This is a genomic window from Bacillus timonensis (assembly GCF_000285535.1).
Taxonomy (GTDB): Bacteria; Bacillota; Bacilli; order Bacillales; family Bacillaceae_L; genus Ferdinandcohnia; species Ferdinandcohnia timonensis.
In genome coordinates, this window is record NZ_HE610985.1 from 1,357,099 (window position 1) to 1,383,149 (window position 26,051).

General features: G+C 37.3%; 23 protein-coding genes. 7 read left to right on the top strand and 16 right to left on the bottom strand.

All coding sequences use genetic code 11. The features are described 5' to 3' along the window. The 7 genes from BTHG_RS07050 to BTHG_RS07080 all read right to left on the bottom strand — a co-directional run bounded on the left by BTHG_RS07050 (position 1) and on the right by BTHG_RS07080 (position 6,193). Positions 1-306 (bottom strand): MGMT family protein, encoded by a 306-nt coding sequence (locus BTHG_RS07050; RefSeq protein ID WP_010283480.1) that lies wholly within the window; start codon positions 304-306, stop codon positions 1-3. A gap of 11 nt (positions 307-317) precedes the next feature. Continuing rightward, complete coding sequence (locus tag BTHG_RS07055; RefSeq protein ID WP_010283481.1) at positions 318-623, bottom strand: AzlD domain-containing protein; 306 nt, start codon at positions 621-623, stop codon at positions 318-320. Then, positions 616-1,344: an AzlC family ABC transporter permease gene (locus tag BTHG_RS07060; protein ID WP_010283482.1), complete on the bottom strand. Its 729-nt coding sequence runs from the start codon at positions 1,342-1,344 to the stop codon at positions 616-618. The genes BTHG_RS07055 and BTHG_RS07060 overlap by 8 nt, the downstream gene beginning before the upstream one ends. 271 nt (positions 1,345-1,615) lie before the next feature. Further along, positions 1,616-2,392, bottom strand: coding sequence for an enoyl-CoA hydratase (locus BTHG_RS07065; protein ID WP_010283483.1), 777 nt, complete (start codon positions 2,390-2,392; stop codon positions 1,616-1,618). A gap of 349 nt (positions 2,393-2,741) precedes the next feature. After that, positions 2,742-4,292, bottom strand: a complete 1,551-nt coding sequence (locus tag BTHG_RS07070; RefSeq protein ID WP_010283484.1) for a fatty acid--CoA ligase family protein — start codon at positions 4,290-4,292, stop codon at positions 2,742-2,744. A 173-nt stretch (positions 4,293-4,465) separates the two neighbouring features. Further along, the gene (locus tag BTHG_RS07075) at positions 4,466-5,455 is read right to left on the bottom strand and encodes a lipoate--protein ligase (protein ID WP_010283485.1); all 990 of its coding nucleotides are present in this window, start codon (positions 5,453-5,455) and stop codon (positions 4,466-4,468) included. 6 nt (positions 5,456-5,461) lie between these two features. Further along, positions 5,462-6,193 (bottom strand): MBL fold metallo-hydrolase, encoded by a 732-nt coding sequence (locus BTHG_RS07080; protein WP_010283486.1) that lies wholly within the window; start codon positions 6,191-6,193, stop codon positions 5,462-5,464. A 193-nt stretch (positions 6,194-6,386) separates the two neighbouring features. On the opposite strand from BTHG_RS07080, the gene yhfH reads away from it, so the two are divergent. Then, entirely contained in the window at positions 6,387-6,515 is a 129-nt protein-coding gene (yhfH, locus tag BTHG_RS26165; RefSeq protein ID WP_010283487.1) for a protein YhfH, read from the top strand. Positions 6,516-6,542: 27 nt separating this feature from the next. Here yhfH and hemY read toward each other — a convergent pair whose 3' ends face one another. From hemY to BTHG_RS07105, 4 genes are all read right to left on the bottom strand, one after another. Then, positions 6,543-7,976 (bottom strand): protoporphyrinogen oxidase, encoded by a 1,434-nt coding sequence (gene hemY / locus BTHG_RS07090; RefSeq protein ID WP_010283488.1) that lies wholly within the window; start codon positions 7,974-7,976, stop codon positions 6,543-6,545. Positions 7,977-8,009: 33 nt separating this feature from the next. Next, the gene (gene hemH, locus BTHG_RS07095) at positions 8,010-8,942 is read right to left on the bottom strand and encodes a ferrochelatase (protein ID WP_010283489.1); all 933 of its coding nucleotides are present in this window, start codon (positions 8,940-8,942) and stop codon (positions 8,010-8,012) included. A gap of 33 nt (positions 8,943-8,975) precedes the next feature. Continuing rightward, entirely contained in the window at positions 8,976-10,013 is a 1,038-nt protein-coding gene (gene hemE / locus BTHG_RS07100; RefSeq protein ID WP_010283490.1) for a uroporphyrinogen decarboxylase, read from the bottom strand. A gap of 153 nt (positions 10,014-10,166) precedes the next feature. Further along, a complete protein-coding gene (locus BTHG_RS07105) occupies positions 10,167-12,344 on the bottom strand; it encodes a transglycosylase domain-containing protein (RefSeq protein WP_010283491.1) in 2,178 nt (725 codons plus the stop codon). A gap of 292 nt (positions 12,345-12,636) precedes the next feature. Between BTHG_RS07105 and BTHG_RS07110 the strand changes: the two genes are divergently transcribed. The 6 genes from BTHG_RS07110 to BTHG_RS07140 all read left to right on the top strand — a co-directional run bounded on the left by BTHG_RS07110 (position 12,637) and on the right by BTHG_RS07140 (position 19,317). Then, entirely contained in the window at positions 12,637-13,143 is a 507-nt protein-coding gene (locus tag BTHG_RS07110) for an antibiotic biosynthesis monooxygenase (RefSeq protein WP_010283492.1), read from the top strand. A 124-nt stretch (positions 13,144-13,267) separates the two neighbouring features. After that, the gene (locus tag BTHG_RS07115) at positions 13,268-14,686 is read left to right on the top strand and encodes a hypothetical protein (RefSeq protein WP_010283493.1); all 1,419 of its coding nucleotides are present in this window, start codon (positions 13,268-13,270) and stop codon (positions 14,684-14,686) included. 142 nt (positions 14,687-14,828) lie between these two features. Continuing rightward, the gene (locus tag BTHG_RS07120) at positions 14,829-16,436 is read left to right on the top strand and encodes an ATP-binding protein (RefSeq protein WP_010283494.1); all 1,608 of its coding nucleotides are present in this window, start codon (positions 14,829-14,831) and stop codon (positions 16,434-16,436) included. Beyond that, positions 16,436-17,119, top strand: a complete 684-nt coding sequence (locus BTHG_RS07125; protein ID WP_010283495.1) for a response regulator — start codon at positions 16,436-16,438, stop codon at positions 17,117-17,119. The genes BTHG_RS07120 and BTHG_RS07125 overlap by 1 nt, the downstream gene beginning before the upstream one ends. A gap of 223 nt (positions 17,120-17,342) precedes the next feature. Then, positions 17,343-17,792, top strand: coding sequence for a tripartite tricarboxylate transporter TctB family protein (locus tag BTHG_RS07135; RefSeq protein WP_010283496.1), 450 nt, complete (start codon positions 17,343-17,345; stop codon positions 17,790-17,792). A 16-nt stretch (positions 17,793-17,808) separates the two neighbouring features. Then, complete coding sequence (locus tag BTHG_RS07140; protein WP_010283497.1) at positions 17,809-19,317, top strand: tripartite tricarboxylate transporter permease; 1,509 nt, start codon at positions 17,809-17,811, stop codon at positions 19,315-19,317. A gap of 66 nt (positions 19,318-19,383) precedes the next feature. Here BTHG_RS07140 and acnA read toward each other — a convergent pair whose 3' ends face one another. The 5 genes from acnA to BTHG_RS24435 all read right to left on the bottom strand — a co-directional run. Continuing rightward, the gene (gene acnA / locus BTHG_RS07145; RefSeq protein ID WP_010283498.1) at positions 19,384-22,074 is read right to left on the bottom strand and encodes an aconitate hydratase AcnA; all 2,691 of its coding nucleotides are present in this window, start codon (positions 22,072-22,074) and stop codon (positions 19,384-19,386) included. An 85-nt stretch (positions 22,075-22,159) separates the two neighbouring features. Continuing rightward, the gene (locus BTHG_RS07150) at positions 22,160-23,299 is read right to left on the bottom strand and encodes a PrpF domain-containing protein (RefSeq protein WP_010283499.1); all 1,140 of its coding nucleotides are present in this window, start codon (positions 23,297-23,299) and stop codon (positions 22,160-22,162) included. Between the two features lie 12 nt (positions 23,300-23,311). Continuing rightward, complete coding sequence (gene prpB, locus BTHG_RS07155) at positions 23,312-24,220, bottom strand: methylisocitrate lyase (RefSeq protein ID WP_010283500.1); 909 nt, start codon at positions 24,218-24,220, stop codon at positions 23,312-23,314. A 65-nt stretch (positions 24,221-24,285) separates the two neighbouring features. Further along, positions 24,286-25,269, bottom strand: a complete 984-nt coding sequence (locus BTHG_RS07160; RefSeq protein ID WP_010283501.1) for a tripartite tricarboxylate transporter substrate binding protein — start codon at positions 25,267-25,269, stop codon at positions 24,286-24,288. 130 nt (positions 25,270-25,399) lie between these two features. Next, positions 25,400-26,051 (bottom strand): substrate-binding domain-containing protein (locus tag BTHG_RS24435; protein WP_010283502.1); only part of this gene is annotated, 652 nt, incomplete at its 5' end.

Consider the following 26,051-nt stretch of genomic DNA (forward strand, 5'->3'; position numbering starts at 1 on the left):
TCACTCTGGATAAAACTGATAATTTTTTAAATCAATTGAATGATTCTTTACCTCTACACCCTCATTCTCAAGAAAAATGACTTGTGCAGCATGCGTTTCTTCATCAAGGATTGCAATTTCACCCTTGGAATTAATAACCCGATACCATGGGAGATTGTATTTTTTACTCATTGAATGAAGGACTCGGACAACTTGTCTTGCACCCCGAGGGCTTCCAGCAAGTCTAGCAATCTGTCCATACGTCATAACTTTTCCAGGTGGTATTTGTTTAATAATCTGGATAACATTTTCGGTAAATGTTTGCATTCGATTGTTCCTTACATAAAAAAGGAGTAAATGCTTAGTGCAAGAATAGAACTTAAAACGACAACTATTACATTTGCTCCTAAATAGGCAGCAAAAAAGGCAACTGCTGCACCAATTACTCCAAACCAAATATCTTCATTTATCATAAAAACCCCTGGAATAATCAGTGCTCCAAGAATGGCAAAAGGAACATTCTTTAACACATTTTGGAGAAATGGAGGTAATTTAACTGTGTTAAATACAACAAAGGGAAGCATCCTCGGGATATATGTCACTATTCCCATTCCAATAATTATCATTAAAATTGTTTTATCCACGCTGCTCGGCCTCCTCCTTCTTATTTCCGATTAAACTCATGACCACTTCTACGCCAATGGCTGCCATAAGTGATGCTACAACAATCGACCAGCCAGGCTCTAAGAAAAAAGATAAAATGGTATTTAAGATTGCTGCACTTCCGGCAAGAACAATAACTTTTCTTTGTTTCTTCAAGGATGGTACGAGAAGACCAATAAACATCGCATACAGAGCAACTGACATACTTTGCTGAAGTACTTGCGGAAGGCTTGCCCCAATGACGTGCCCAATCCCAGAAAATATGACCCAACTTCCATACGAAATGGAGATGACCCCGAATAAATATCCTGTTGAAACTCTCCCTTCCTTTACAGCAGCCACAGAAAAGGTCTCATCTGTAATACCAAATGAATATAGTGCTTTTTTTATTGGATGGTCGTCCTCCACTTTTTCATTAAGAGATGCGCACATTAGAAAGTGTCGAATATTTAATATAAACGTAGTCAAGATAATTTCAAAAACGCCTGTCCCAACCGCTATTAATTGTAAGGCGATGTATTGTGCTGCTCCCGCAAAAACGATAAGGCTCATCATGACGGTTTCAATCACCGTAAGACCTGTCGATTTTGCTAACAAGCCAAATGTTAATGCAACAGGTGCATAGCCAAGTGCAATACTAATACCTGCTTGAAGGCCGTTCCTAAATTCGGACTGTTTTTTTGTTAATACTGTAGTTGTCATTCCTCCGATATTCTCCTTTAATACTTTTTTATTACTAATTGTCTTAAATTTAGGATACTTTTTCAATCATTTTGTCTGAAAACTTTTGAGAAATTGGGACTTTCGATTAAGTTCTATCGGTTTTATATTGAATCTATCGATTTTGTTTTGGATCAATTTATTTTGAGTCTATCGATTTTATTTTGGTTCTAGTGCTATTATTCCATTTCCATCTTCTTTAGCAAAATCACCACATAAAAAAAGCGCCTCACACACGAGACGCCACACGAAATTATTTCCCTTTATAATTCGGTTTTCTTTTTTCGTTAAAAGCGGCTAGCGCTTCTACCCTATCCTCAGTTGGAATGATCACTTCATACGCTTTTCTCTCAATCTTAAAGCCTGTATGTAAATCTGTATTCATCCCTTGCTTAATGGCGAATTTGGCTTGCTGTAGGGCGAGTGGGCCGTTTTTTAGCATATCATTTGCTAGGTTCATAGATGCTTCCATTAGTTCATCTCGTGGCACAACACTTGAAACAATCCCATATTCTTTCGCCTCTTGGGCACTTATTCGTTTTGCAGTTAAAATGAGTTCCATTGCTTTTGTTTCACCAATGAGACGTGGGAGTCTTTGCGTACCCCCTGCTCCTGGAATAATGGCTAAACTTGTTTCCGTCAGTCCCATCTGAGTGTCTTCAACTGAAATTCGGAAGTCACAGGCTAACGCAAGTTCCATTCCTCCACCGAATGCATAGCCATTAATCGCTGCAATTGTCGGCTGTGGCAAATCACCTATATTCGCAAAAACTTCACCTATTTTATAAACATTTCTTCTAACTTGTTCTTCATTTAATGTTTTTCGCTCCTTTAAATCAGCACCTACACTAAATGCTTTTTCACCTGTACTAGTAATGATAACAACTCGAACATCCGCATTTGTACGAATATGCTCAACAACTTCATCAAGTGATTTGAGCATCTCATAATTAAAACAGTTCAGTGCATCTGGACGATTCAGTGTGACAGTTGCTACATGGTTTTCAACTCGGTATAAAACTGTAGTCATGGTTCCACCTCTTCAACAAAATTTGATATCGTTTACATCCTATTTCGCTTCAAATTAAAAAATTCCTCTAACAAATTTTAGAATAAGACACAAACAAAAAACAGGCCTAATAGACCTGCCAGAGTGTAGACAAAGTCAATATTGTCTTTGTCTACACAAATTTATTTAGAGTATCTAATTAGAAGTATCTTACCCAGACTGACTTGATAACACTTGCCAAACAAGGCGCGCGCACCGAGCGAAGATGCGAATAGAAATTGCCTTCATGAGCGAAGGAGCGATGCAAGAAACGTATAATGCGGGCGTTTGTCAACAGTCTGATAGGCCAAGTAGATCTGCTCTTTACATCTTATTTAGTCACTAAATCCTTTAATGCGCGACGTAGAATTTTTCCTGTTGTGTTTTTAGGAAGTTCTTCAATGAATTCTAATTTACTAGGAAGCTTGTATTTGGCTAAATGCTCACGACAGTAATCAAGTAGATTCTCTTCAGTTAAACTAGCACTTTTCTTCACGACATAACAGTGAACAACCTCACCCAGATTTGGGTCTGGTACTCCCACAACAGCAGCTTCAACGATATCAGGATGATTGTAAAGCACTTCTTCTACCTCTCTTGGGTAAACATTGTATCCACCAACAATAATCATATCTTTCTTGCGATCCACGATATAAAAGTAGCCTTCTTCATCCATTCGTGCTAAATCACCTGTATAAAGCCAGCCATTTCGCAATGTAGCGTCACTTTCTTCAGGCATTTTATAATAGCCCTTCATGACATTTGGACCGCGAACTATCAACTCACCAACCTGATTAACAGGAACTTCATCACCATTTTCGTCCACAACTTTATTCTTGACATTCAGAATACTTGTTCCAATTGAACCTGGTTTTCGAGGACGATCTAATGGATTAAAGCATGTTACAGGTGATGCTTCAGATAAACCATACCCCTCAGATACAAGAACATTAAATTTCTGTTCAAAGCCTTTTAACAGAGCAACAGGCATTGCTGCACCACCTGAAATACACAATCGTAGCGTGGATAGGTCCTCAGGATTTCCTTCCGGATATTGAAGGAGGAAATTATACATTGTTGGAACTCCTGCAAAAACAGTTGCTTTGTGTTCCCTTGCAATTTTGAAAATTTCCATTGGGCTAAATTTGGGAACAATAAGCATTGTTCCCCCATTCATTAATGGTGCATTTAACGCAACTGTTAAACAGAAAACATGGAACATCGGCAAAGTTGTAATCACTCGATCCTGCTCGGAAATTTTTAGATATTCCGCAACATCCCTTGCATTACTATACAAATTCTTATGGGTTAACATTGCCCCTTTTGGTTTTCCAGTTGTACCAGATGTATACAAAATAACTGCGACATCATCATCATCCAAAGCAGGCCCTACAAATGATAAATCACCAGAGCCAACAATACCTGTAAACGATTTCATTTTTGGATAGATGGAAAGCTGTGATACATCTACTCCACTATTTGCCCCTTGTGGTGTTTCGCATACAACGAGATGTTCAACTTTAGGAAGGTGTTCATTCATCTTTTCAAATAGTGGAACAAGCAAGTCTAACGTAATGACAGCCCTTACATCTCCATTGCCCAAAATATACCCAATTTCATCAGATGTATAAATCGGGTTTATCGGAATAACAGTTGCCCCTAAACGAAGTGCGCCATAAAATCCAATAACAAAATGCGGGGTATTCCCCAAAACTAGAGCAATGTGATCGCCCTTTTTAATTCCTAGCTTTTCTAAACCGTTTGCAAATTTTGTTACTGCACCATCTAATTCAGCATATGTACTTACATTACCTTGAAAAATATATGCTGGTTTGTCGGAGTAATTCCTTGCTGTTTCCCCTAGTCGTGTTGATAAATTCAAATTTCTCCCTCCCTTAATCACTAAATGAATAAATAGTAATTCATTAAATGATAAAAATAAAATTCTAAATATATTATATTGAAAGAAAGTTTTACTATCAAGAGTGAAATGGTCTTTATATAAAAAAACGGACTAGATTCTAAAACATCTAGCCCGTTTTATTCAATTTCATTTTAATAAATTAAATTGATAAAATCTTCTTTGGTAATTTTTCCGAAATAATGCTGAATGTCAACATTTTCTAAGGCTTTCTCTAGCTCAGCTTTTTCATATTTTGTTCCGATTAATAACTCTTCGATTTCACCAACATCACCAACCCCAAAGAAGTCACCATAAATTTTACAGTTTTCAATTGTTCCCTTTTGAACTTCGAGACGTACATCGATTGAACCAACCGGAAAACGATGTGTATGTTGGTAATTGAATTTTGGTGATTTTCCGTAGTTCCAATCCCAATTTTGATAGCGTTCTTTTGAAATTTCGTGAATCTTGTCCCAATCCTGCTCTGTTAATTTATATTCTGGAATATCACTATCTGTTTTAAAAATGTAGCGTAGCAGCATTTGTCTAAATTCCTCAATTTTGATTTTTTCATTAAGGAACTCACTAATATTTGCAACCCTGCTTCTAACAGATTTAATTCCTTTTGATTCAATTTTTTCCTTCTTTACGTTGAGGGCTGAAACAACATGGTCAATTTCAGAATCAAACATGAGTGTTCCGTGACTGAACATTCTACCTCTCGTTGAAAATTGGGCATTTCCTGAGATTTTTCTTCCATCTACTTCGATATCATTGCGTCCGCTAAGCTGCGCATTTACACCAAGCTTATGAAGTGCTTCGATTACGGGCTCTGTGAATTTTTTATAATTGTGAAAGCTTTCCCCGTCGTCCTTCGTGATGAAGCTAAAATTTAAATTTCCTAAATCATGATAAACTGCCCCGCCACCAGACAAGCGTCGCACTACTTTAATGCCATTGTCTTCTACGTACTGAGTATTAATTTCTTCGATAGTGTTTTGGTTTTTCCCAATGATGATGGATGGAGCATTAATATAAAACAATAAATACGTTTCATTGATGTTTAAATTCTTAAGTGCATATTCCTCAATTGCTAAATTAATTTGTGGGTCTGTAATTCCTTTATTATCGATAAATAACATCGTTTTTCACTCCCAAGTTAGTCCTGATTTTGCTAATTTGATATGTCCATTAAATTGGATTGATGCTTGATTGACTAAATCCTCATGTTTGCCGTAATGAGGCAGATGTGTAATCCAAAGCTCTTTTACCTTTGCTGCAGATGCAATTTTCCCAACTTCTGTACTATTCATATGCCCCATATTCGAACCCTCTTGGTCCGCATATAAATTACATTCACAAATAAACAGGTCTGCATCTTGTGTAAATGGAATAAACTCTTCTATGTAGCTGGAATCTGCTGAAAAAACAACCGTTTTTCCACCTGCTGTCAATCTCATGGCATAGCATGCGACAGGGTGCTTTGTTTTCATAAAAGTTATTGAAAATGGGCCAATTTCAATTGATTCATCTGGATTGTAAGCTATTGCTTTTGTATGTCCCTTAAGCTCCAATCTTGAGAATCCTTCTTGATCACCAGTATGTCCATATATAGGTAGTTCTTTTTGTTGATTTTGTATCGCGCTTGTCACTAATCTAGCATACTGCATTGGACCAATATCTGCTACATGGTCATGATGATAATGAGTTAAAATAATCGCATCAAGCTCATCAATTTTTATGTAGTTTTGAAGCTGTGCTAGTACACCACTGCCACAATCAACGAGCAAACGAAAATCGTCATGTTCAAATAAGTACCCAGATGTTGCTTCATTCGCTGCAGGAAAGCCACCCCAAAATCCAACTACCGTTACCTTCATACAATCACCTTTCTCCTTATATTATCCGTCTCTAAAAATAACAACTCTTCCATGGTTTACCCTATCCAATACCACTATAATCGATACGAAAATTTTTTTCATTTTTTTAGTGTTTTTGTTACAAAACAGTTATTGACATATTTTTATCTGTTATAGTACACTATAAACAAGAAAAGAAACGGAGGGGTTATAAATGTTAGTAAAAAGTACAGAATTTTTCAAAAACCTACCACCAAAAAAATGTGTTGAGTGTGGCCACGATATTGATGAACAGCATGAGTGCTACGGTAACAAATGTGACCACTGCAATGAAATTAAATAAGAAAGGAAGGCCGAGGCCTTCCTTTTCTTATTTGACAAGTACTGGTGTATTTTCTTTTAAATATTCAAGAACATGTTTAACGGCTTCTTCCCCTTGGTCTATACAGTCAGGTAACCCCAGACCTTCATAAGAGCTTCCTGCTAAAAAGACGCCAGGTAGGTTCTCAGCAACATTTTTCTTTACAAATTCAATCCGATCCTTATGACCGACTGTATATTGTGGCATCGCATCTTTCCATCGAGTCACAATTGAAAATTCTGGTTGATCCGTGATGTTCATCGTTTTGTTCAAATCATCAAGAACAACTTTGATGATTTCTTCATCTGATTGATCTACTATTGCTTCGTCTCCTGCTTTTCCAACATAGCAACGAAGTAGAACTTTCCCCTTTGGAGTAGTATGCGGCCACTTTTTATGGGTCCATGTAACAGCAGTAATAATATAGTCATTATTCCTAGATACAACAAAACCAGTTCCATCTATATCCTTTTTAATTGCTTCTTCAGGGAAAGCCATTGCTACAGTTGCCACTGATGTTGACGGCATTTCCTTAAAGGCATCGAAAAATGAATATTGATTAAAAATAGATTGTGTAACATGATGCGGTGTCGCTACAACTATACTATCAGCGGTAATTTTTTCTCCACTGTTAAGCATAATAACATATTGGTTATCTTGCTTTTCAATACTTTCAACCTTGATTCCCTTAAATACAGTACCTGGTTCAAGCTTTGCTTCTATTGCATCAATAAATGATTGAAGCCCAGTTGTAACTGTTAAAAACTGACCCTTAGGTGCTGATTTTGTATCCCCACTTGGCTTTGGTTTTGGTGGTGTTGTTTGTTTCATGCCCACGATTAAGCTCCGGTATTTTTGCTCAACTTGATAAAATTGAGGGAAAGTCGACATTAAGCTTAATTGATCAATATCCCCGGCATATATCCCTGAAAGTAGTGGTTCGATAAGATTTTCAACAACCTCATCCCCAAGTCTTCTTCTAAAAAATTGACCAAGTGACTGATCTGCTCCCCCAGGTGTACGTGGCAATACAAAGTCCATTGCAGCACGCAGTTTACCAAGTGGAGTGAATAGGCCAGTTGTGATAAACGGTCCGATTTGAGTAGGTATCCCCATAATAGATCCACCAGGCATTGGATGGAGTTTTCCATTAACAAGAACATATGATTTTCCAGCAGTATTGTTGACCAATTTATCCCCTAAACCAACTTCATTGACAAGTCGGGAGGCACTTTTTTTCCGAGCAAGAAAAGAATCTGGTCCTCTTTCGATGACAAAACCATCGCGTTCGACAGTTTGTACTTTTCCTCCTAGTCGATGGCTTGCCTCAAGAAGCATGCATTTCATATCTAAATTCTTTTCCCTTGCCTCTTTTTGGAGATAATAAGCTACTGTTAACCCAGTAATCCCACCACCTATAACAACTACCTTTTGATTACTCACTTAACATCGCCTCTTTGCTTTTAATTCAATCTTCTATTGTTTTACTTCTTTTAAAACCACAGTTGCCAAACAATCGATAAACTCAGGCTTGGCATTCGGCATTTCTGGACGGTAATAGCTTACACCTAGGTCCTCTGTTACGACTTTACACTCATAGTCATTGTCGTAAAGCACCTCTAAATGGTCAGCAACAAATCCAACTGGAATATAAACGAAAGCCTTGTACCCTTTTTCATTATAAAGGTCTCTTGTTAAATCTTGAACGTCTGGACCTAACCATGGTTCAGGTGTATTACCTGCACTTTGCCAACCAATCTCATAATTTTTTACGCCTGCAGCATTTGCAATCAAATCAGCAGTCTCTTGTAATTGACCTGGATATGGGTCACCAGCTGCAATGATTTTTTCAGGTAGACTATGTGCCGAAACAATTAACACTGCATTCTCCCGCTCATCCTCAGGCATTGAAGCATATACTTGCTTCACCTGATTTGCCCAGTATTCAATAAATTTAGGTTCTTTATACCAGCTTTCAACAGAAGTTATGGTAGGCCCGCCAAGTTTTTCCGCTTCTTCTTTTGCACGACCATTATAGGCTTTTACACTAAAGGTGGAGAAGTGAGGTGCAAGTACGATACTTACCGCTTCCTCAATTCCATCTTGACTCATTTGCGCAACGGCGTCTTCAATAAATGGTTCGATATGCTTTAATCCTTGATACATTTTAAATTCGATTTCATCCTGAATTTGATTTAAATGTTCCTCAAGCTTTTTACCTTGATCAGTCGTAATTTTGGCGAGTGGAGATATTCCTCCAATCGCCTCATATCGACTGCGAAGATCCTCAAGCATTTCTGGTGTAGGCTTTCGGCCATGACGAATATGAGTATAATACCTTTCAATATCTTCTTCTTTATAAGGAGTACCATAAGCCATTACGAGTAATCCCATTTTCTTTTTTGTCATTTACAACACCTCAAAAGCTAGAATAGTTCTAGGTTAGTTATTTTTTGAATATTCGTGGATCAATGTAGTTAGACGCTTTAGAGTCTCTGGTTTTACATCAGGGAAAACGCCGTGTCCAAGGTTAAAGATATAACCAGGTTTTTGCATACCTTGGTCCAAAATTTCTTTTGCTCTTGCTTCAATTACTTCCCATGGAGCTAAAAGAATAGCTGGATCTAGATTTCCTTGAACTGCTTTAGTGACTCCAAGTTCTCTTGCTTTCATAACAGGAAGGCGCCAATCAAGTCCAACAACATCAAGTGGTAGGTCATTCCATTCTAAAGCTAAGTGACTTGCTCCTACCCCGAACATAATAAGGGGTACATTCTCCTCACGTAGTTCCGAGAAAATACGATGCATAACTGGCTTGATAAAATGGCGGTAATCTGCCACATTTAGTGCCCCTACCCAAGAGTCAAAAATTTGTACAGCTTTTACACCTGCAGTTATTTGTGACTTCACATATGTAATCGTCATATCAGCTAATTTATCCATTAGGGCAAACCAAGCTTCAGGTTCAGCGTACATAAATGCCTTCGTTTTATTATAGTTTTTTGAAGGCCCACCTTCAATCATATAGCTTGCTAGAGTAAATGGTGCTCCAGCAAATCCAATCAATGGAACAGAGAGCTGTTCTGTTGTTAACAGTTTAATTGTGTCCAGAACATATGGAACATCTACTTCTGGATGTATTTCTCCAAGCTTCTCTACGTCTTTAAGAGAGCGGATTGGGTTACTAATGACAGGGCCAACACCGGCTTTAATTTCAACGTCTACCCCAAGTGCTGGTAGTGGAGACATGATGTCTTTGTACAGAATTGCAGCATCTACATCATATTGTTCAACTGGAAGTCTTGTCACATACGCACATAACTCTGGTTGATGAGTTATTTCAAACAAGCTGTATTTTTCTTTTATTTTTCGGTATTCTGGCTGAGATCGGCCAGCTTGGCGCATATACCATACTGGAACATGGTCGGTTTTTTCACCTCTTGCCGCCCTTAATAATGTATCATTAAAACCCTTTTTCATTTGTATATACCTGCCTTTCAACATCTTCACACAATAGTTATCATAATAGCATAAGTAAGTTTCGTTTATTCATTTATCCTCACTCTACCACTATAATTGTTTCTACTATCCTTGTATACAAAACAGGGGTAAATGTCAAAAATTTGACGATAATCAAAAGGGTGGTGAAACTGAGAACACCACCCTGTCTATCTTATTTTTTTGAAAAAAGCTAGGCTTTACAGATTGCGAATGTGTACCTTCTTCTTTTGTCTGTGAGTTATACGGAACTACAAAATAGGATGGCATTGAAAAGATATTTACATTTTCAATTTCAAAGCTGCCTATCCCTCTAACAGAACCCACATATTTAACAGACTTAGAATTCTCTTCATAAATCCGATACTCTACCCTCTCATCTTCTGAAGGTGTCCATTTTAAAGAAACCGTAAACAGCCCTAGCGGTTTAAAAGTCAAATCAGCTGTCATATCATCTATTTTGGATATACGAATCGGTGGTTCGAGCTCTTCGACACCTTTTGGAGCAGAAAAAGCGGTAGCTTTGTTCAGTTCCGAATGGTCGAGAATCTTCTTAAACAATTTGGTAGGAGATGCACTTCCACCTTTTAGATAGTGGGCAGCATCTGTTGTATCATACCCCATCCATATTGCCCCGACTACTGAGGGAGTAAACCCGACAAACCATGCATCCTTAATTCCATTTTCGACCCCAGGTAAATTGGTTGTCCCCGTTTTCCCTGCAAGCGCACCCGAAAAGGTCCCCGCTCTTGCAGTTCCATTATCTACTACTCCTTCGAGCATTCTCGTCATATACCAAGCCGTTTGTTTTGAAAATGCTTCGGTTTCATGGGTAGATGCTTCACCAATTACCTTCCCATCACGATTTTCTATTTTACTAATTACGTGTGGTTCAATTACTTTTCCATCACGTGCAAAGGCACGATATGCCTTTGCCATTGCAATCGGTGAAATTCCCTCTTTAAGTCCTCCTAATGCGATCGATAAGCCTTGGTCTGGAATTGTGATACCTGTCTTTGTTAAATATTTTTTTGCTGTATCAATTCCGAGTCTGTCAAGCATCCAGACAGCTGGTGCATTAGCAGATTCGATTAATGCATCATACATGGAGATTTTACCTTTATAAATTCCAGAGTAATTGCTTGGTTCATACTCACCATAAGAAAGCTTTTTATCAACCAACATGGAATAAGGTTCAAATTCATTTTCATCTAATGCAGGGCCATATACTGCTAGAGGTTTAATCGTCGATCCAGGTTGTCGCTTAATAAAGACTCGATTAATCCCTCGACTTACGTAACGTCTTCCGCCAACGCTTGCTAAGACACCACCTGTATCGTTATCTAGTAAAACGAAAGCACCTTCGACATTTTCATCAACGCCTGGGAAATTCTTTTGATCCTTAAAAAGCTCGTATGCTTTTTTTTGAATTTCCATGTGAAGTGGAACAGTGATAGTATAGCCACCTCTTAGTAATTCTTCATTTGATAAATGATAGCGTGTCTTCGCTTCGTCAAAAACCATATCAATATAGGTTAATAAAGCAGGGTCTCTTTCTACCTCGTGAACATTTAATGAAAGTGTCTTACCTTGGACTCTTACAGCTTCCTCTGGTTGTAAAAACCCCTTTTTTTCCATTAAATTAATGACCAAATCCCGTCTTTGTTTGCTTTTTTCAGGATTTAAGATTGGGGAATAAGTGGAGGGTGCTTTCGGTATTCCTGCAAGAAGCGCTCCCTCCTCAACCGTCAACTCACTTGCATTTTTATTAAAATAAAATTTTGCTGCCGATTGTATTCCATATGCACCATGTCCAAAATAGATTTGATTCAAATACATTTCAAGGAGTTCTTGTTTGCTGTATTCTTCTTCCAAATTAATAGATATAATTAGTTCTTTTGTTTTACGAAGGAATGTTTTTTCGTTCGTGAGGAAAACATTTTTTGCGAGTTGCTGTGTAATTGTACTACCACCTTCTACCTTCCCACCTGCAATAATATCTTTGTAGATTGCTCTGCCAATAGCCTGAGGGTCTATTCCATGATGTTTATAAAAACGAGTATCTTCAACCGCGATAAATGCTTGCTGGACATATTCCGGAATTTCCTTAATCGGTACAATATCGCGATTCTCAAAATAAAGTTTTGTAATAAATTTACCATCTTCATCAACAAGTTTTGTTGCGGAATTCATTACAAGCTTTTTGTCATCAATGACATAGTCACCTGCATAAATGATAAGCAAATAGCCACACAATCCAAGGACAAAAGAACCAACAATAGCTAATAATGAGAGAAATAATTTCTTTTTCATAAAATGACCTCCTTGGAAAAATTAAAAGCGAAAGCGACTTGTATGGAACTTCTACAAACTACTGCCACGTCCTGTAGCAAACATAAGGTCAGCACATCCTGTACTAGTCAGACCAGCATAAGGAAAGCCGGCTAGAAGGATGCAGTTTATCCTTCTTGACGGATTGGCCAGACCAGAGTAGGGATAGACGCTGGAGCTAGATATAATGAAACGTTCATTTGATTATGTTATCTTTTAGTATAACTGTAAAAGTTTCTCACTATGTATGTCCTATAAATAAAGGAGGATTAATGTGAATTTTTATATTGCGTTAGGTACAGTTGATTTTTTAGAAAAACTTCGTGAAAAACATAAAAAAGAAAATATGGCCACGTTTTATAATAACGAAACTGCCATTTTATTACACGAAACAACGAATAAATCTGTTTTTGCAGCACCAAGAAGATATGAAGTCCTTGCTGGCACTGGTGACATTGATAGTGCAAGATTTGCTGCATTGACCTATGTACCTGTAACAGAAGAAGGTAAACCACTATTTGAATACAACATTACTCAAACGAATTCAATGACTCAAAACACATCAGGACTTGTTGCTTTCCGTGCTCTTCGGCCCATAAAAAGTGATACATTTGTCATTGCAAGCTTTTGGATGAAGGAATCCTATTATTTGGATTGGACCCGTTCCCCAGCATTTCTACAGCTTGAACAAATGATTGATAAAACAAAAGCTGGTATCAATCAAGCTGTCTTTTCGGGTCCTGTATACACAAAAACTTTTCACTCTTTACAAGATGATTAAACATCACTAAAAACTTTTTGTGACTTCTCACACCCTATCCCCCTTTACATATTCTGTAATACAAACATAGGTAAACGTGTAGTTACCTTTGCTTGAATCGGAATGATTGAATGGGGGTTTTACAATGTTAGTGGAATTAACAGCCCTGCATTGGATATATGTTTCTTTTATCCTCTTCATCATCGGCTTTATGGTGATGAAGCGGGACACATCACTTATTTGTATCATTGGCATCTTTTTACTTGCTATTACTGCAACGGGATCAATTAGCGCTTCTGTAAGTGGTGTCTTTAATAGCTTTATTTATGCAATAACCGAGTTACTCTCAACAATACTCGTTATTTCAATAATTGTTTCGATGAGTAAAGCATTAACAGTAACGGGTATCAATGATATCATGATTACTCCTTTTGCTAAACTAATACGTTCTCCAGCTCTGGCATATTGGACAATCGGAATTGTCATGATGGTGATTTCATGGTTTTTCTGGCCATCTCCAGCAGTTGCCTTAATTGGTGCGGTACTTTTACCGGTTGCAATGAGAGTGGGCTTACCTGCTCTAGGCGCTGCAATGGCAATGAACTTGTTCGGTCATGGTATTGCATTGTCGAGTGATTTTATTATTCAAGCAGCCCCAAAGCTTACGGCAGATGCAGCTGGCCTTGAAGTGCTTGAGGTTGTAAAAGCAAGTATTCCTCTAGTATTTGTAATGGGTCTTGTTACAACTGTTGTTGCCTATATTCTCCTTCGTCGTGATATGCGCAAAGGCACCCTCACCGTGAATGGTAAAACGGACTATACAAATCCGTTAACAGAGAATCTGACGGACAAAGAGGAACAACGATTAAGGAGTTTGTTATCTATACCTGCAAAACGTTTCTTTGCCATTTTCATCCCAATCCTCTTTGTCTTAGATGTCGTTGCGATGTCCGTATTACATCTTTCCGGAGGTGATGCAACAGCACTGGTCGGCGGAACCTCAATCTTTATTCTTCTACTCATTTCACTTGTGGCCCACAAAAATGCTGGATTAGAAAAAACAACAACATATTTAATTGAAGGTTTTCAATTTGGATTTAAAGTATTTGGTCCAGTTATTCCAATTGCAGCATTCTTCTATCTTGGTGACTCAGCATTTGTAAAAATCATTGGCGATTTCTTACCTGCACATTCACAAGGGATTGTAAACGACCTAGGGGTAAGTCTTGCTTCCGTTGTACCATTAAATGCACCAATTGGAGCTATTACATTATCAGTTGTTGGGGCAATTACTGGTTTAGATGGTTCAGGCTTTTCTGGAATATCGCTAGCCGGATCGCTTGCAGGTTTATTCTCATCAGCGATTGGAGCAGGTGCCGCCACACTAACAGCACTGGGGCAAATTGCCGGAATTTGGGTAGGTGGAGGAACACTCGTACCTTGGGCGCTCATTCCTGCTGCTGCCATTTGTGGAGTTGACCCGTTTGAACTTGCGAGGAAAAACTTGCTACCAGTTACAATCGGTTTAGTAGTAACAACGATTGTTGCAATGTTTTTAATATAATCCCCTGAAAGAAGCTCTTACTGATAGAGCTTCTTTTTCTATAACAAAAAATTACGAAATGTTATGAATCTATGACATTTTTCGATATAATAATAGAAGATTCTACAATTCTTCCTATATTAATAACGCCGGAGAGAATAACATGTTAAAGCTTTTTAACATTACTTTGCAAACTAAAATTATCACATTAATTATTTCATTAATCGTTTTTGTTATTTCAATCCTAACAGGGATGTTTATTTATTATGAAGCAAAGGACACAAATGCAGAAATGCAAAAACTTGCTTTACAGGCGTCCCGCACACTCTCATTAATACCCATCATGAAGGATGTTTCTCAAGAAAACCTGCAATCAGGTTCGATGCAAGCTATTACACAACAAATTGGTAACCAGGCCGGTGCGAATTATGTCCTCATTGACTATAAGGACGGGCTGAGTATGTCATACCCTACTTATGAAGCTAGCCATTCCGCTTTTGATCTAGAAAACTACAAAGCAATTGTTTTTGGTGGTTTTTACACGATTGAAACAGATAATGAACTTGGTACTATTTTATGGGGAAAGGCGCCTATTATTGCTGACGAACATGGTCACCAGATCGTAGGTGTTGTAAGCGTTGGCTTTTTAAAAAGCGAGATACAACAAAATATTAATCAGAAGTTATTAAAAACGCTTCTTATCGCAATTATTGTTTTAATAGTTGGTTTATTTGGTGGAGTCTTATTAGCAAAAAGTATTCGAAATGACATTATGGGGCTAGAGCCACATGAAATTGCTTCTTTATACAGAGAAAGGAATGCAATCTTAAAATCAGTTAAAGAAGGAATTATCGCAATCGATAATAAGGGATCTATTACATTACTTAATAAATCTGCAAAACAAATGCTTGGAATTTCGAATGACAGTATTAACAAACCAATCAAAGAACTCCTACCTAACACAAGAATGCTTCGGGTCTTGGAAACCAATATGGTTGAAACCGATGATGAGATGATTATGAATAACCGTGTTCTAATCGTCAACCGTATGCCAATCATCGAAAATGGCAAAACAGTTGGAGTCGTTTCAAGCTTCAGGGATAAAACAGAAATTAAGAAAATGGTTGATACCTTAACTGAAATTAAAAATTACTCCGAAGATTTAAGGGCACAAACACATGAATTCACCAATAAATTATATGTTTTATCTGGGTTACTGCAGTTAGAACAATACGAACAAGCAATTGCGATGATTCAAGAAGAAACAAATCAACTTAACTTTCAAAACGATCTTTTATTTAATCAAATAAAAGATCCTAAACTCCAAGCTATTCTACTTGGAAAAATTGGAAAGGCCTCAGAAAAAAAGGTATGTTTGGAAATTGATGAAAATAGCTATTTATCAGTATTACCTACTCATATTTCAATTACAGATTGCATCATCATTATTGGTAACCTAATTGACAATGCGATTGACGAGGTTATGCAAGATGAAGGAAAAGTCACCTTCTTCGTAACTGATATCGGAAACGACATTGTTTTCGAAGTAAGTGATAACGGCAAAGGTATCCCAAACGAAAAAATGACTCATCTCTTTGAAAAAGGAGTATCCTCAAAAGCCGAGAAAAACAGAGGCTTTGGGTTGTGGAACGTTAAGACCGTTGTCGACAAACTAAACGGTTCAATTGAAGTGACAAATGGAAAAAATAGCGGAGCGATTTTTACGGTGTTTCTACCAATGAAAAATCAGATTGATAAGGAGGTAGACTGATGATCAATGTACTTATTGCCGAGGATGACTTTAGAGTAGCGTCGATTCATGAACAGTTTCTTCAAAAAATTGACGATGTACACTTGATAGGAAAATCATCGAACGCAAAAGAAACGCTTGATATGCTAGAAAAACATGAAAATATCGATCTTCTCTTATTGGATGTTTATATGCCTGATAAAATGGGTACTGAAATGTTGCCAATCATTCGAAATCGGTATCCCGAAGTAGACATCATTATGATTACTGCCGCAACAGAAAAAAAGCATTTAGAGGAATCTCTCCGAAGCGGTGTCTTTCATTACCTTATAAAACCGGTTACAGTCGAAAAGTTTACGGAAACAATCAAAAAATATATTGAGAAGAAAGAATTACTTCAGAACATGAATGAAGTCGACCAAACCTTTGCAGATCAGTATTTTGGAGGCAAGCCAATCCATACTGTTGAGAAGAAAATATATTATCCAAAAGGTATAGATCCCCTTTCCCTTGAAAAAGTAAAAGAAATTATGAGTCAATTAGAGACAGGTATTACTGCTGAAGAAATGGGTGAACGCATGGGGGCATCCCGTACTACCGCAAGGCGATATTTAGAATACCTCGCATCAACAAATGAGGTGATTGCAGAACTTGAATATGGAATTGTAGGTAGGCCAGAGCGAAAATATGTAAAATTAAAGTAAGAGCAAAGCATCTTGAAGTGGACTCAAGATGCTTTTTTGTGAACAAAATGAACAAAAAGATTTTTTCGTTCTTTATATTATTTATTTTGAAAACGGTTACAGAACTGTGTCTAAACTTTTAAAATATGAGTAGAAGAACTTATTATTATCATCTAAGGGGTGCATAACAGAGTATATTTAATGTCAAAAATAAAAATGTTTTATAGAAAGGATGGTTATATAAATGGGGGCAACTAGATTAATCTTACCGATTATTTCAATTCTAATTAGCATTATCTACTTTATATCAACTATTAATCTACCAAAAGCCAAATTAGGAGACCCAAATGGTCCTCTCTATTTTCCACTAATGGTCAGTATTTTTCTTTTTGTAGTGAGTGTTATTTATTTCATAAAAGAATTAAGAAATCACTATCCAAAAAATGATGAAGTGAAGCTATTGTTTAAAGGCAGAGTTCCCTTTCTTATCATTTCGACATTAGTATTATCATTGATTTATACACTCATTTTTGAAAGAGTAGGATTCTTAATTTCTACAATGTTCTTTATGGCTGCAGTTTTATTTATCGTGAATGGAAAAGAAAAATGGAAAGTTAACATTAGTGTAGCTGTTTTATTTAGTTTGGGATCATGGTACGCCTTTTCTCAACTTCTAGACGTCAGCTTACCGTAGATTAAGGGGGGTTAATATGGATATACAAGGAATTCTTGAAGGATTTGCGACGGTACTAAGACCAGAAAATATACTTTTCGTTGTATTTGGTGGATTTTTAGGAACCATTGTTGGAATGCTTCCAGGTTTAGGACCGGCAACAGCAATTGCGGTTTTAATCCCAGTTACATTCGGCATGGATCCAACGAGTGCATTAATTTTAATGGCAACTATTTACTATGGGGCAATGTATGGTGGATCGTTAAGTTCCATCTTAATTAACACACCTGGTGATGGATCTGCTGTTGCTGCAACATTTGATGGTTACCAAATGGCAAAAGCAGGTCGTGCAGGCCCAGCGATTGCGATTACGGCAATTGGATCACTTATTGGTGGTTTTGTCGCTGTTATAGGATTTATGTTTTTAGCAAAACCTTTGTCAAATTTCGCCTTACAATTTGGTCCGGCGGAATACTTTTTATTAATGCTTTTTACTTTATCAGCTGTTGTTTCCTTATCGATTGGAAATATGACAAAAGGGTTTATTTCAATGGGCATTGGTTTAGTACTAAGTACTGTTGGAATTGACCTACAAACAGGAGTACACCGTTTTACATTTGGCAATGTTCATTTAAGTGATGGGATTAATTTCTTAGTTATTATTATTGGTATTTATGCTGTTGGAGAAATTCTTTATAACTACTTAACCATTGATAATCCACTTGGTAAGAAAAATAAGCTCGGACGAGTTTGGATTACAAAAGATGACTGGAAACGTTCGAAGTGGCCAATGTTCCGTAGTTCCCCACTTGGCTTCATAGTTGGAATTTTACCAGGGGCTGGTGGAGCGATTGCATCATTAATGGCCTACAGTACGGAAAAGCAACTATCAAAACGTCCCGAAGAGTTTGGTAAAGGGGCAATTGAAGGTTTAGCCGCACCTGAAACAGCAAACAACTCTGCAGCTGTTGGTGCTTTCGTTCCACTATTAACAATGGGTATCCCAGGTTCTGGAACAACCGCTGTAATGTTAGGAGCTCTCGTCATGCTAGGTGTTAAACCAGGTCCTCTTCTATTTGAAAGTGACCCGAATATGGTTTGGAGCTTAATCGATAGTCTTTTCTTGGGTAATATTTTCTTATTCCTAATCAATGTATTAATGGTCGGTGTATTTATTAAAATCTTAGATGTACCTGCAAAAGTTCTATATCCAATTATTTTAGTGCTTGCATTTATTGGAGCATATACAATGAATTACACAATATTAGACTTCTATATCTTAATTATTTTCGGAGTCATCGGTTTATTCTTAAAACTGTACGACTTCCCAATTGCTCCAATGATTCTAGCATTAATTGTTGGAACAGATATGGAACAAAATTTCAGAAAAAGTATTGTAGCTGGTCATGGTAATCTAGATATCTTTGTTAGTTCACCTATCTCAATTACACTCTTAATCTTAACAATTTTATCACTTACTTACCCATTATTCATGAACAGCCGGAAAAAGAAAAAGGCAGCGTTAAACGAAAATAGCTCCCTTTAAAAAAAGTAAATGATTAATATATTGTATTTTAAAACCCTTAGCAGTTTCGCTAAGGGTTTTAATAGGTTATAGAAGATTTTCAAGAACAGTTTGTAAAATACCACCATTTTGGTAATATTCTATTTCAACTACACTATCTAGCCTTACGATTGCAGTGAATTCAATCGGTTTTAATTGGTTAGGTTTCATTGCGATTACATGAATTTTTTGGCCCGGTGTAATTTGTTCATTTAGACCTTTTAATTCAAAATCTTCCGTTCCGTCTAAGTTCAGGTTGCCTGCATTTTCTCCATCGCAAAATTGAAGCGGTAATACTCCCATTCCCACAAGATTGCTACGATGGATTCGCTCAAAGCTTTCAGCAAGAATCACTTTGACACCCAATAGAGCTGTTCCTTTTGCAGCCCAATCACGTGAACTTCCTGTTCCATACTCCTTCCCTGCAATAATTAGAAGGCTCTGATTGTCTTCTTTGTATTTCATTGCGGCATCATAAACTGACATGATTTCACCAGTTGGTAAGTATTTTGTGTAGCCCCCTTCTTTTCCATCAGCTAGTTTATTTCGAATTCGAATATTTGCAAATGTACCACGAACCATGACATGATGGTTACCACGTCTTGATCCATAAGCATTGAATTGTCGAACTGGGATGCCTTTTTCCATTAAAAATATACCTGCTGGACTATTTACTGGGATTTGTCCTACTGGGGATATGTGATCTGTAGTAATAGAATCCCCTAGCATCAATAAAGTCTTCATATTTTTAAAATCCCAGTCCGACTTATCCTTTGAGATTTCTTCAAGGAAATAAGGCGCTTCCTGTATGTACGTTGACTGATTATCCCACCTATAGAGTTGCCCTTTTGATGACTCAATCGATGACCAAAGTTCATTTTCAAAAATATGTTCATACTCTTCTATAAATAGTTCCTGCGTTATCGTAGAGCTGATTACTTCATTTATTTCTTCTGTTGTTGGCCAAATATCTTTTAAATAAACTGCCTTGCCATCTCTTCCTCTGCCAATCGGTTCGGCATACAAATCAATAGTAACTGACCCAGCTAAAGCATACGCAACAACTAATGGAGGTGAACTTAAATAATTCGCTTTTATAAGTGGATGGACACGACCTTCAAAGTTCCGATTTCCACTTAAAATAGAAGCGACAAGGAGATTGTTGTCCGTAATGGCCTCTTCGACGGATTCAAGGAGGGCTCCACTGTTTCCACAGCATGTTGCACATCCATAACCATCAACATAAAATCCAATCTCTTCTAAAGCAGGTAGAAGGCCTGATGCTTCAAGATATTTTGTAACTACGCGTGAGCCTGGTGTTAAGCTTGTTTTTACATAAGCAGGCTTTTGTAGCCCTTGTTCCAATGCTTTTTTTGCCACTAGTCCTGCTGCTATCATCACACTTGGATTTGAAGTATTCGTACAGCTTGTAATAGCGGCGAGGACAAGTGACCCGGTGCTGATGCTATCTCCGCTTTCTAACTCCACATGTTTATTTAATTCTGCTTCGTTTAATCCATATCCACCACTCGCAACCGGCATTGTGACGATTCTAGTAAATCCATCTTTCATCGAACGTAATTCAATACTATCCTGTGGTCTTTTTGGTCCTGCAATAGTTGGTTTGATTGAGGCTAAATCCAATTCGATTGTTTCAGTAAAATTTGGATCAGGGGTTTCATCTGTTCTAAATAACCCTTGTGCTTTATAATACGCCTTAATTAATGACAAGTTAGTTCCTCTACCTGTAAGTTGAAGATAATCTAATGTCACTTCATCAATCGGGAAATAGCCCATTGTTGCTCCATATTCTGGTGCCATATTTGCTATGGTCGCTCTGTCTGTTAGGGATATATTTGTTAATCCTTTCCCAAAGAATTCAACGAATTTCCCGACAACTCCCTTTTTACGAAGTAAGCCTGTTATTGTTAAGGCAAGATCAGTCGCAGTAACACCCTCCCTTAGTTTTCCAATAAGCTTTATTCCAACTACCTCAGGAATAACAAAATATAAAGGTTGTCCAAGCATCGCTGCTTCTGCTTCAATTCCTCCAACTCCCCATCCAATTGTTCCAAGACCATTTATCATTGGGGTATGGGAATCTGTTCCTACTAGAGAATCTGGATAGACAATGGTTTCACCATTTTCAATTTTTGTAACAATCGAAGAAGCCAAATACTCTAAGTTAACTTGGTGAACAATCCCGTTTGAAGGTGGTACGGCTCTAAAATTAGAAAAGCTATTTTGTGCCCATCTAACGAAACGGTATCTTTCTAGATTTCGCTCGTATTCCAGTTTTAGATTATCTGATAAGGATTCTGTATTTCCAAAGTGATCAACAATCATTGAATGATCAATAACTAGATCCACAGGAATTTGTGGATTAATGCGGGAAACATCTCCGCCTCTTCGTTTTACTGCATCTCTCATCGCAGCTAAATCAACGATTGCAGGGATTCCTGTAAAGTCCTGAAAGACAATTCTAGCTGGCTTGAAAGGAACCTCTTTTTTCTCCCATTGCATATACTTCCAATTTGCGAGTTGTTCAATATGAGTTGTAGTGATATGTTTTCCGTCTACATGCCTTATCGCTGCCTCTAAAAGCATTTTAATTGAGAAAGGTAGTGATGTGACCGGGTAGCCATTCGTTTCAAGGTCATTTATTCGAAAATAGCGATATTCTTTTCCATCAACATGCAATGTTCTTTTTAATGTTGATAAAACATCCGTTACACTCATTCCTTCGCCCTCCCTTGTTGTTTCTTCTAATTGAAAAAATAGCCTAGTTGATGAAAATCAGCTAGGCTATTGGGGATGTACGTAATTACCCCTCTGGAATGTATAAATCACCTTTAACAATTCTTCGTGCCGTTCTGTCCAGACCAACAGAAGCTACATCTTTTTGATCATCTGTTAATTTCACACGTACCTCTGCAATTCCTTCTGGATGGCCAATTCGTATGATTTGCTCCATGCTTCCATCTTTCTTTCTAGAATGTAGGTTCGGAATTGAGCCCTCAAGTAAAGCAGTTGCAGCTAAGTTATATAATCCACTTCCAGCAAACGTTCGATGGAACCTTTTCATTGATATCATTTTTGCAACAATATCAATTTCATCGGCTTTTATCACTTTTCCCCCTGAAGTCACATAATCATGTGGACTTGCAACTAGTGCTAGTTTCGGAATTGAAGGTATGTTTTTCGCTTCCTCTTCATTCTTTGCCACACCACCAGCAACTGCCATCTTTAACCGAATTTCTTCGAGCTCAGACATTAATTCCATGTCCGCTCCTACTACACTATTTAACTCAGAACCTGTTAATCCAAAATCACTTGCAGCAAGATACACAAAAGGATTCACAATATCAATAAATGATGCTCCAATATTTCTCTTTTCAGTTGCCACATATGTTTTTAGACCAATAGGTATTGTCTTTCCAGTCTTCCCTCCACCAGGTGAGAGGATGTTCACGATAATTTTTGCGCCAGGCGTTACAATTCCTGGCATCAAATAATCACCGGATACCTTTGCTTTACCATTTGATAAGGGTACTCGCATTTTAATCATTTTATTAATATTTTTATTAAAAGCAGAAACTGTAATAAAATCTGCATTTGGATTTGTTTTAACAAGCCCTTCATCAACAGCAAAAGCCCCAATGGCAGCCATTAGATTTCCACATGTTCCTTCATCATCGACTACTACCTCACCAATTCCAATCTGATAGAATGTATAATCAAGGTCAGCATCTTTCACAGATGGCTCTGAAATGACCATCACCTTACTTGTATGCGATGTACCGCTTCCTAAGCCATTAATTTGTGAGGGATTATATGCGTCGATACCTTCTAAGAAAATTCTGTGCTGTAATTCTTTATTTGTCGGCAAGTCCTTTTCATGGAAAAAGATGCCCCTACTTGTTCCACCTCTATAAACAACACAACGAACAGAGAATTGTGACATCTAAATACCTCCCTACTTCAGTTCAGGAACGATGGTCTTGGCAATTTCTTGATCTAAATCTTCATAATCATGAAGTTTAATAGTTTCATAAAGTTCTTTACGTGTTTGCATCTTATCTAATACATCACGCTGTGTTCCCTTTTCAAATACTTGTGAGAACACAATTTCATATGCTTTTGCTGCTGCTCGTAAAGATGTAACCGGATATATGACCATTGAGTAACCAAATGACTCAAATTCATCTGCTGTAAAATATGGAGTCTTACCAAACTCTGTCATATTTGCTAATAAAGGAACATCAAATTCTTTACTGAAAGCTCTAAAATCTTCTTCAGTAATAAGTGCTTCTGGGAATAAAGCATCAGCACCAGCTTCCACATATTTTCTTAATCTCTCAACTGCAGCATCTCTACCTTCTACAGCAAGTGCATCCGTTCTAGCAACAACGACCAGTGAAGGTGCCACTTCTTTAATTATCTTAATTTTTTGCACCATTTCATCTGCTGAGACTAATTTTTTTCCATTTAGATGACCACATTTTTTCGGAAGGTCTTGGTCCTCAATTTGAACTGCAGCAACACCAGCTTCCACCATTTCCTTTGCTGTTCTTGCAACATTTAAAATTCCACCGAAACCTGTGTCAATGTCAGCAAGTAGTGGCAAATTGGAAGCACGAATAATATCGCGTGCTCTTTCTGCAACTTCTTGGGAGTGTAAAACTCCTAAATCAGGTAAACCTCTACTAGCTGTGTAGGCACCACCAGATAAATACAAGGCTTTAAAACCAACTTTCTTTGCCATTAAAGCAGCCATTCCGTCATGAGTACCCATAATTTTCAAGATTGGTCCAGCCGATATATAACTTTTAAATTCTTCTGCTAATTCCTTTTGACTTTTTTGCTGTTCAACAAGCCATGTCATGAAATTCCCTCTTTTCTTTGATGTAATGAAAGAACGAAGGACCCTATTGAAATAGGGCCCTATTATTATTCAGCTAATCCAGATTCACTAATTAAATCTTCATACATTTTAGTTTGTTCTTCTAAGAATTTAGCTGCTTCACCGCTATTTTTATAGAATGGAGACCAGTCATTATTTTTCACAAGGTCTTTCCATGCATCCGTTTCAACCATTTCCCCGATTACCTTGTCCCAGTATGCAATTTCTTCTTCAGTCATATCAGGAGGTCCCATGATACCTCTCCAGTGCGGGAATACCATATCTACTCCTTGTTCTTTCCAAGTAGGAACATCCTCTAAACCTTCTATTCTTTCATCAGAAGAAACGCTAATTACTCGGAAGTTCCCTGCAATATGCTGATCCTTCGATTCAGAAACTGCCATTGTAGCTACATCTACGTGACCACCTAAAAGAGCTGTTACTACATCTCCGCCACTCTCATAAATCATGAAGTTTAATTTTGATACGTCAACACCGTATGTTTTTGCTGCTTGCACGAATGAAAGGTGATCATTGTTACCTAATCCTGGTGCAACTGCGATTGTTAAAGAAGTAGGATCCTTTTTCAATTGTTCCATTACATCTTTCGCAGTTTTAAATTTTGAATCATTTCCTACTGCAATTGAAATCCACTCAGTTGTTAAAATCGCTAGTGGAGTAAAATCTTTATACGTTAATTCACTTTGTCCTAGTAAGTTGTTTGTAATCACAAGACTTGAGTTAATTGCAAGGTGATGAGCATCCTTTGTAGAAAGGTATTGCCAACCAACTTCACCACTTCCCCCTGGCTTGTTCACAACATTGATGTTTTGGTCTACAATGCCTTCATCTTTAAAAATCTTTTGGATAGCTCTAGCAGTTGCATCCCAACCTCCCCCTGGAGTTGCAGGAGCAATAAGCTCGATATTTCCTGTTGGAAATGAATCTTTCTTGCCTGAAGCACCTGAAGAACATGCTGTTGCAACAAATACTAAAGTAAAAATTGCGAGTAATGAAAATAGTTTTTTCATTGTTCCACCCCTTTTATCTTTCTTAATTTTCACAACCTTATATTACTTTTAATCAAGAATAATGTAATCGTTTTCAATTTAAAAGAATTTAACAACAAAAACATCATTTTGTTCATTAAGTTCACAGATATTACAAATCTTGCAGATTTAATGATTCAATAAACGTCACAAATGCATGAATTACGTTTACCTCTAATGACTCATTATGATAGAGCATCCATGTATTACGTATTAGCGGTTTCTTTTCTTTATCGGTAATAAACACTTTATGAATATCTTCATTTCCTTTTAAAATCATTCCAGGTAATATTGCATATCCAAGTCCATTTACGACCATTTCTTTACATGTATCGACTTGGTCAACTTCCATTGTAATCATAGAAGGTTTTGTATAGTTCTCCATCCACCAGTGGTCAACAATAGACTTTAAAAAATTGTCAGTTTTATAGTTTATTCTCGGCAAATCTGGTAAGTTTTTTAAGTCAATGTCTTCTTTCGAGGCTACACACAGCTGGTCTTCAAAAAGTAATCGTTTTTGTTCCATCCATGTATATTCACCACGAACAAAGGCAATATGAATATCTTTTTTATATAAGGAATGGAAAAGGTCTTGACTCCACCCTGTTGTTACTTTGAACTCAACATTCGGATATTGGTCTTTAAATGCCCTTAATAATTGTGGCAGCTTATATTTTGTGAAAAAGCTTGAAACGCCCAGATTAATAGTTCCGACCACTTTACTTTCCATATTGGTCAAATTATCTTTTATTTGTCTTAATTTT

What these genes read in the sequence shown, in the direction of transcription:
- BTHG_RS07050 (WP_010283480.1), bottom strand. Translation starts at nt 306, where the DNA reads ATGCAAACATTTACCGAAAATGTTATCCAGATTATTAAACAAATACCA.
- BTHG_RS07060 (WP_010283482.1), bottom strand. Translation starts at nt 1,344, where the DNA reads ATGACAACTACAGTATTAACAAAAAAACAGTCCGAATTTAGGAACGGC.
- BTHG_RS07065 (WP_010283483.1), bottom strand. Translation starts at nt 2,392, where the DNA reads ATGACTACAGTTTTATACCGAGTTGAAAACCATGTAGCAACTGTCACA.
- BTHG_RS07075 (WP_010283485.1), bottom strand. Translation starts at nt 5,455, where the DNA reads ATGTTATTTATCGATAATAAAGGAATTACAGACCCACAAATTAATTTA.
- BTHG_RS07080 (WP_010283486.1), bottom strand. Translation starts at nt 6,193, where the DNA reads ATGAAGGTAACGGTAGTTGGATTTTGGGGTGGCTTTCCTGCAGCGAAT.
- yhfH (WP_010283487.1), top strand. Translation starts at nt 6,387, where the DNA reads ATGTTAGTAAAAAGTACAGAATTTTTCAAAAACCTACCACCAAAAAAA.
- hemH (WP_010283489.1), bottom strand. Translation starts at nt 8,942, where the DNA reads ATGACAAAAAAGAAAATGGGATTACTCGTAATGGCTTATGGTACTCCT.
- hemE (WP_010283490.1), bottom strand. Translation starts at nt 10,013, where the DNA reads ATGAAAAAGGGTTTTAATGATACATTATTAAGGGCGGCAAGAGGTGAA.
- BTHG_RS07105 (WP_010283491.1), bottom strand. Translation starts at nt 12,344, where the DNA reads ATGAAAAAGAAATTATTTCTCTCATTATTAGCTATTGTTGGTTCTTTT.
- BTHG_RS07115 (WP_010283493.1), top strand. Translation starts at nt 13,268, where the DNA reads ATGTTAGTGGAATTAACAGCCCTGCATTGGATATATGTTTCTTTTATC.
- BTHG_RS07120 (WP_010283494.1), top strand. Translation starts at nt 14,829, where the DNA reads ATGTTAAAGCTTTTTAACATTACTTTGCAAACTAAAATTATCACATTA.
- BTHG_RS07125 (WP_010283495.1), top strand. Translation starts at nt 16,436, where the DNA reads ATGATCAATGTACTTATTGCCGAGGATGACTTTAGAGTAGCGTCGATT.
- BTHG_RS07135 (WP_010283496.1), top strand. Translation starts at nt 17,343, where the DNA reads ATGGGGGCAACTAGATTAATCTTACCGATTATTTCAATTCTAATTAGC.
- BTHG_RS07140 (WP_010283497.1), top strand. Translation starts at nt 17,809, where the DNA reads ATGGATATACAAGGAATTCTTGAAGGATTTGCGACGGTACTAAGACCA.
- acnA (WP_010283498.1), bottom strand. Translation starts at nt 22,074, where the DNA reads ATGAGTGTAACGGATGTTTTATCAACATTAAAAAGAACATTGCATGTT.
- BTHG_RS07150 (WP_010283499.1), bottom strand. Translation starts at nt 23,299, where the DNA reads ATGTCACAATTCTCTGTTCGTTGTGTTGTTTATAGAGGTGGAACAAGT.
- prpB (WP_010283500.1), bottom strand. Translation starts at nt 24,220, where the DNA reads ATGACATGGCTTGTTGAACAGCAAAAAAGTCAAAAGGAATTAGCAGAA.
- BTHG_RS07160 (WP_010283501.1), bottom strand. Translation starts at nt 25,269, where the DNA reads ATGAAAAAACTATTTTCATTACTCGCAATTTTTACTTTAGTATTTGTT.